6 protein-coding genes are annotated in these 6,535 nt (G+C 60.2%); 1 reads left to right on the top strand and 5 read right to left on the bottom strand.

All coding sequences use genetic code 11. From position 1 onward, the window contains the following. Nucleotides 1-587 precede the first annotated feature (587 nt). Nucleotides 588-1,187: a hypothetical protein gene (locus H1Y01_RS04950; RefSeq protein WP_180539161.1), complete on the bottom strand. Its 600-nt coding sequence runs from the start codon at nucleotides 1,185-1,187 to the stop codon at nucleotides 588-590. A 29-nt stretch (nucleotides 1,188-1,216) separates the two neighbouring features. Further along, the gene (locus tag H1Y01_RS04945; RefSeq protein ID WP_180539162.1) at nucleotides 1,217-1,765 is read right to left on the bottom strand and encodes an ester cyclase; all 549 of its coding nucleotides are present in this window, start codon (nucleotides 1,763-1,765) and stop codon (nucleotides 1,217-1,219) included. An 89-nt stretch (nucleotides 1,766-1,854) separates the two neighbouring features. On the opposite strand from H1Y01_RS04945, the gene lepB reads away from it, so the two are divergent. Next, nucleotides 1,855-2,565: a signal peptidase I gene (gene lepB, locus H1Y01_RS04940; protein ID WP_180539160.1), complete on the top strand. Its 711-nt coding sequence runs from the start codon at nucleotides 1,855-1,857 to the stop codon at nucleotides 2,563-2,565. A 60-nt stretch (nucleotides 2,566-2,625) separates the two neighbouring features. Here lepB and H1Y01_RS04935 read toward each other — a convergent pair whose 3' ends face one another. The 3 genes from H1Y01_RS04935 to H1Y01_RS04925 form a co-directional block, all read right to left on the bottom strand. After that, nucleotides 2,626-4,182, bottom strand: a complete 1,557-nt coding sequence (locus H1Y01_RS04935) for a response regulator (RefSeq protein ID WP_180539159.1) — start codon at nucleotides 4,180-4,182, stop codon at nucleotides 2,626-2,628. Nucleotides 4,183-4,220: 38 nt separating this feature from the next. After that, nucleotides 4,221-5,297 (bottom strand): HD domain-containing phosphohydrolase, encoded by a 1,077-nt coding sequence (locus H1Y01_RS04930; protein WP_180539158.1) that lies wholly within the window; start codon nucleotides 5,295-5,297, stop codon nucleotides 4,221-4,223. Nucleotides 5,298-5,492: 195 nt separating this feature from the next. Next, a complete protein-coding gene (locus tag H1Y01_RS04925) occupies nucleotides 5,493-6,521 on the bottom strand; it encodes a sugar phosphate isomerase/epimerase family protein (protein WP_180539157.1) in 1,029 nt (342 codons plus the stop codon). Between the last annotated feature and the right edge of the window lie 14 nt (nucleotides 6,522-6,535).

Below are 6,535 nucleotides of genomic sequence, written 5' to 3'. Positions count from 1 at the left end.
CGTTGCTGCCTTGACTTTCCTTGCCGGAGCGAAGAACGCGGCCAATACGCGCGATGGCATTGAAGCCATGCTCCACGCACGCGCGCGAAAGTAGTCTAGCAGCCCGTGGTACTAACCGCTCCGTCACCGTCGCGGCTCTGTTACCCATGTCCTCGAACGAACATAACTTAGTGAGTCTACGGAGCCGCGCGCGTCAGCAAGCGGTGTTTTTCGACTAAGCCAAAGTCATGGCGACTTCGGCATTAGTCTCCGTCGGGGAATACTTGAGTACAAGCTACCGGCCCGATCGGGAAATGCTGGAGGGGCAGCTGATCGAGCGGAACTTAGGCACCAACGCGAATGGAACATCCGCGTACTCCCGGAACAACGCATCCGAGTTTCAGCTACCCGTTTTCGAGTTCCCGATGTGTGCCTTGTCTCTCGGGAACAAGAGGTTGAGGCTGCTTTTCGAGGCCGCCGAATATGCATTGAAGTGTTATCTGGTTGCTCGATCCGGTGAAACGCCGGGCCTACCTTTGTACCCAAGGCGACTTCCGTGAACCTGACGGTGAAGCGCTCGAATCTGGATTGAGTTACTCCGCGCCCACCTAGAACAGTTTGACGACTACTTCGCCACCCGCCGACTTATAGATTAGATCGATACCCTTGAGCTTCTTGGTCTTTCCGGAGTACGGGAAGAAGAGGAAGCCGGCCTGGCCGGAGCGGGTCTCGCCTTCGGGAAGAGCTGTGCGCACGGCGACCTGGCTGGGAGATTCGGGCTCGATTTCTCCAGCAGCGTTCGGCGTGCCTTGCGGGATGGGGGGCTGATGCACTCCGGGGTCGCCCGGTGCGCGGGGCTGGGTTGCACCGCCGGCGCCGAGACCTTGAAAGGCGCCGCCCAGTCCGACGAATTGCGGGGCTTGCGCCTGCACCAGAAACGGATCGCCTTTCTGGGGAGTGATGCGTAGAAGAAAGTCGGATTCGTGAATCGTGACGGGGGCGCCCTTCGGATACACGGCCGTGTCGACCACCAGAAAATCCGGCGCGGTTAGCATCTGGTGTCCGTCGCCATAGCTATGCACCAGGTACTCGGCGCCGATCGCCACGCCAGTGGATTCCGCGTGGGCCGGGTAGTCGGTCACTTTGGCGCGCGGATCCGATGCGTTCAGAAGCGCGGCGGCCGCGAGGAGGAACAGATAGGTGCGCACTACCGTAGAATTCTATCGAACAAGACGCTTCACGTCCTTCGCCGGCCGGGGAAGTATTGGCGGAGATTTCTCCCTAACGCACGCGCAATCGTAATTGGATGCGCTACCAAGGTGGAAATTTGCCCCAAAACAGTTCCGGGCTCGTGAAAGACGCCGAGCTGTTTCAATACCGTCCCGCGATCATAGTAGATTCTTTCACCAACCAGATGATCGTCGGAATCAAACGTATATACACCACAAAGCGGGAATTGGATTCGCCGCCCCGTTGCCGGAAGGCCTCGCCACGCACCGAGGTGCGTGCCCCGAATCAACACTTCTACCAGCACGGCTTCGTCGGCCACATGGCGCCGCTGAATATCGATTTCTAAATCGGGCAGGGCACTCATTAGTTGTTGGTAGAAGAGGCGGACTCCGTTCCGACCTTTGTAGTGTTCATCCCACGGTTCGTCGTCATACTGCGCATTCTCACCGAAGGTGCTGAGTACGCCTTCAAGGTCATGCTCGTTCTCAAATTGAATGTGCCGCTCAACGATGGCGATACGCGCCGATTGTCTGTCTTTCTGAAGCGAGGCTGTCATCACGCGCACCGACTGTTGGATGGGTCGTCTCGAAACATATAGCAGCCGAAGGAACAAATCGGTGCGCACCCTCGTAGATTCTGTCGAATATGCGCGTAGCTGCTTTGGCCGAATGGGTTTTCAACATCCTGATTCTGGTGTTCGCGACGAGCACGATCGCTCAGCCGTTCGTGATTCCATCCGCTTCCATGGAGTCGACTTTGATGACGGGCGACCATGTGATTGTCGATAAGTTGGCCTATGCGCCGCCGGGCCATCTGACCGGTCACCTGCTGCCCTATGAGCCGGTGCGGCGCGGAGACATCATCGTGTTCCGCTATCCGGTGGACCCGAAGCAGAACTTCGTCAAGCGCGTCGTCGGCATTCCGGGCGATCGGATTCACTTTGAAAACCGCAAGCTCTTCCGCAACGGCCAGGCAGTGACGGAGAGCTACACGCAGTCGATATTTCCCCCCGATACGTACCGCGATAACTTCCCTTCGGGCGAGCCGCCGCGCGAACAGATGTTCGGTCCGGCGCTGCGCATGCTCGCGTGCTGCGTGCAGGGCGGCGAGCTGGTGGTTCCCGAAGGGCAATATTTCGCGATGGGGGATAACCGCGATAACTCGTCGGACAGCCGCTATTGGGGTTTCGTGCCCGCGGAGAATATCATCGGCAAACCGGTGCTGGTGTGGTGGTCTTATCAGGCTTCGGAGAAGGAACTAACGGATGCGGTGAATGTGGATCACCTGTTCGACCTGGCGACGCACTTTTTTACGAAGACAAGGTGGGATCGGACGATGCGGGTGGTGCGACCGTAGGAGCCCGTTGTAGTCACCGCTCCGTCGCCGTCGCAGCTCGGTACTGTAGTCGCGACTCAGTTATTGAACGGACCCGGAGGTCATCGTATTGCCGCCGTTCGCTCGCCCGAGGATTTCCCGAACTTTGGAAATCAGGACGGCCGGCGTGAAGGGCTTTTGCAGAAACTCAGTCTCCTGGGAAAGGGCATCGGTGCGTTGGATGGAGCGGTCGGTATAACCCGACATAAAGAGCAGTTGTATCGCTGGATGGATTTCGCGCAGGCGCTCAGCGACCTGAACGCCGCTCATTTCGGGCATCACCAGATCCGTCACGAGCAAGTCGATGTGGGGAGTTTCGCGGACAATCCGGAGGGCGTCGGCGCCGCTCTCCGCCACCAACACACGATAACCGGAACGCTCCAGAGTGGCTCGAACCAGACGGCGCACCGCGTCTTCGTCCTCGACCACCAGGATCGTTTCCCCGTCGCTATCGCCTTCGCTGAATTCGTGCTCGACAGGCGCATCGGGCTGGACCGTGTTTCCAACGCGTGGAAAATAGACCTTGACCGATGTTCCCCGCTGCGGTTCGCTGACCAGATCCACGGTTCCGTTGGCCTGTTTGACGATCCCGTAGACGGTCGAAAGGCCTAGCCCGGTGCCGCGGCCGGGTTCTTTCGTGGTGAAAAATGGGTCGAAGACGCGGGCGCGGGTACGGGAATCCATGCCGATTCCGTTATCGATCACGGCCAGCATGACGTAGCTACCGGGGGGAACGCCGAGGCAGCGCCACGCAAAGTCTTCGGAGAGATCGACGTTCGCGGTTTCGATGATGAGATGGCCGCCCTGGGTCAAAGCGTCGCGCGCATTGACGACCAGATTCATAATCACCTGGTCGATGTGGCCGGGATCGGAGTAAATCGCGCCGAGATCGGGCGTGAGCGCCAGGCGGAGTTCAATGTGCTCCCCGATCAGGCGGCGCAGCATGGTCGACATCCCCTCGATGATGCGATTCATATCCAGAAGCTGGGGCTGAAGCTCCTGCCGCCGCGAAAACGCCAGCAGCTGACCGGTGAGCTGGGCGGCTTTCTCGCTGGCTTTCAGGACTTGTTCGAGCGAGGTCCGGTCCGCATCGGAAACGCCGGTCATCAACAACTGGCTGTAGCCGGAAATGATGGTGAGCAGGTTGTTGAAGTCGTGCGCGATGCCGCCGGCTAACATGCCGATCGCTTCCATCTTGCCGGCCTGACGGAGCCGTTCTTCGAGAGTTTTGCGGGCGGTCATATCGAGCACGCAGATCAGGGCGCACTCTTCACCTTCGAAGTCCAGGAACCGGACGGAAAGATCGGTATCGATATTCTGTCCGTCGGCGCGTTTGGTACGCCAGCCGCGCAAACCGGTGGAGGAGGTGTCGCGGGTTTCAGCGGATTCCAGAAGGCGAGCGGTATCCTCGGGCGAATGCAGATCGCCGAGATGCATGTTCAGGAATCGCTCACGACTGTAGCCGAAGCGCTCGGTGGCCGCATCGTTCACCCGCACGAGCTTCAGATCCGACAGGCGAACGACCCAAAGAGGCTCGGGAACCGCATCGAAGAGCGCCCGGGAGTGCGCCGCTTTCACCGGCTTGGGAACGCTGCTCATGAGAGGGAACTCATGGGAGAACACTCATGTGAGGACACTCATGTGAGGACCAGGCTGGACGGGTACCGGGAGCAGGTGCGCTCGCGGATGTCATCCCACGCAGAAGCCGGGACATGCAAAAAGCAGGCGGCGATTTCGGGATCGAACTGCGTGCCCGCGTTGCGCTCGATTTCCTCGCGCGCGGCCTGGTAGGTGCTTCCGCTGCGATACGGGCGGTCCGAAAGAACAGCGTCGAGCGTGTCCGCCACGGCGAAGAGGCGGGCTCCGAGAGGAATCGTTTCGCCCCCGAGATGATGCGGATATCCCTGGCCATCGAAGCGCTCATGATGGGCGATCACGATATCCGACGCAGGTTTCAGCGAGTCGACGCCGTTCACAATCCAGGCGCCGATTTCCGGGTGTTTTCGCATCTCGACCCACTCATCGGCCGTAAGCCTTTCCGGCTTCAGGAGAATTCGGTCGGGGATGCCGATTTTACCGATATCGTGGAGCATGGAACCCTGCCGGATCACTTCCAGTTCGGCAGGCTGCAGACCCAGCTCTTCGCCGAGGCGGACCGAATACTCGCTGACCCGCTGCGAATGAGACTGCGTTTCGCGTTCACGCGCATCGAGCGCGGTGACCAGCGCCTCAAGCGTTTCCTCGGAAGCTTCGTGGAGTTGATCGAGCGTGTCGCGCAAATGTCCAGACTGCTCCTTCAGCGTTCGTTCGAGTCCCTCAAGGTAATGCAACCGTTCCACCGACTCCTTTTTCCGGCCGATCGCGCGCCCGATGGTTTCGCCCACGTCGGCAAGCGCAAAGGGCTTCTCGATGTAGTCGAGCGCTCCCGCTTTCATCGCCCGCACGGCAAGTTTCAGATCGTCGCAGCCGCTCAGCATTACCGTACCGGTGTCGGGTCGGTGTCTGGTGATCCACGCCAGCAGTTCCATGCCGTCCGCGCCGGGCATGCGCACGTCCGTGAGCACCAGATCGAACCAAGTCTGATCCAGGAGCGCGATCGCCTGCCCGGTGTTCTGAGCGAGCTCGACCGAATAGCCGAGATGATCGAGGAAACGACCGAGCATCTTGCAGATGGCCTCGTCGTCGTCCACGATCAAGACCCGGTAGTGCCCCATACCTTAAATATCTCCTCAATCGTACCCGGATGCCGGACCAATCCTCTAATCGGCTAAGTGAAAACGTACACCTTTGGCTCGGTGTCTGGACCGCAGTCCGGCGCAAACGGGCGAACTGTTCCGAAACAGCACGCCGCTCACCTGCACTGTACTATACAAACGATTTCGCCGGGCACCCTTTGGTACTGGCGTAAGCTATTCAAGATTCAGCAGCCGCTTGGTGTGGGCGAGGCTCGCTTCCAGGTCTTCGCGTTCTTTGACGACGCCGTTCGGCCGATCCCACGGCTCGTCGGGGCGCGGCGTTCCATGCTCGGCCAGTTCTTCGAACCGTTCGAAATCCCAGGCGGGGATGTCGCGGTAGGCGGCCCAGAATTTCGGGTCGCGATAAGGGAATTTGCGCGGACCGAAGACGATCGATTCGAGGGACAGCGCGCGGCCGGGGCATAATGCCGCGTACTTGCGCACATAGGAGTCGATATCGACGTTCCCTTCGCCCATCCGGACCCAGGTCACGTTGGCACCCCCGGGCGTCTTCCATACGGCGCTGTCGCGCACGTGGCTGGTCAGGACATAAGGCGCGACGGCGTCGAGCGTGACGTGAGGATCTTCCAGGGTCCAGGTCGGATTGCCGGAATCCAGGCAGGCCCCGACGAAATCCGGGCCCGCGGCTTCGATCAGCATTTTCAGCTCATGGCCCTGCATGTCGCCGGCGTGGTTTTCGATGGCGATTTTCAGGTTGTGATCGAGGGCGCGGGACCGGATGTTGCGCAAGACGGCCACGGTGTTCTCGATGTGCTTCTCGATGGGCGCGGTGGCCCTGTCGTCGGCGCTGCCGAGAACGGCGCGGACGATTTTCGATCCGACGATGGTGGCCGCATCCATCATGGCGGAAATCTGTTCTTCGGCGGTCCCGGCTTTCGGGTCGAACATTTTGGAGGACGGGCAGATCGACTTCATTCCGATTTCGACTTCGATGGCGAGTTCCGTGGCGTGGGCGCGGACCTTGCGGAGGTTGCCGGGGTCGAGGCTGCCGATGAAGCGGATCTCGGAAAAGTGGACGACTTTGGCGTGCTGGCGGGCGCAGTAATCGAGGTATTGGAACGGCGTCCAGCCTTGGGAGCGAAGGCTGAAGAGGTCGATGCCGAGCTTGACGGGGAGAGGTGGGGTGTCGGAACGGAGCAGGGGTGCGGCGGCTAGCGCGGTTAGGAATTCGCGGCGGAGCATCGGTGGAGATTCTA

The organism is Nevskia soli (genome assembly GCF_903970205.1).
In the GTDB taxonomy this organism is placed as follows: Bacteria; Acidobacteriota; Terriglobia; order Bryobacterales; family Bryobacteraceae; genus Bog-113.
This window is presented reverse-complemented; position numbering and strand designations above follow the sequence as displayed.

Bases quoted from the DNA above. Each gene is read 5' to 3' on its own strand.
- H1Y01_RS04945 (WP_180539162.1), bottom strand. From the start codon at position 1,765: ATGACAGCCTCGCTTCAGAAAGACAGACAATCGGCGCGTATCGCCATC.
- lepB (WP_180539160.1), top strand. From the start codon at position 1,855: ATGCGCGTAGCTGCTTTGGCCGAATGGGTTTTCAACATCCTGATTCTG.
- H1Y01_RS04935 (WP_180539159.1), bottom strand. From the start codon at position 4,182: ATGAGCAGCGTTCCCAAGCCGGTGAAAGCGGCGCACTCCCGGGCGCTC.
- H1Y01_RS04930 (WP_180539158.1), bottom strand. From the start codon at position 5,297: ATGGGGCACTACCGGGTCTTGATCGTGGACGACGACGAGGCCATCTGC.
- H1Y01_RS04925 (WP_180539157.1), bottom strand. From the start codon at position 6,521: ATGCTCCGCCGCGAATTCCTAACCGCGCTAGCCGCCGCACCCCTGCTC.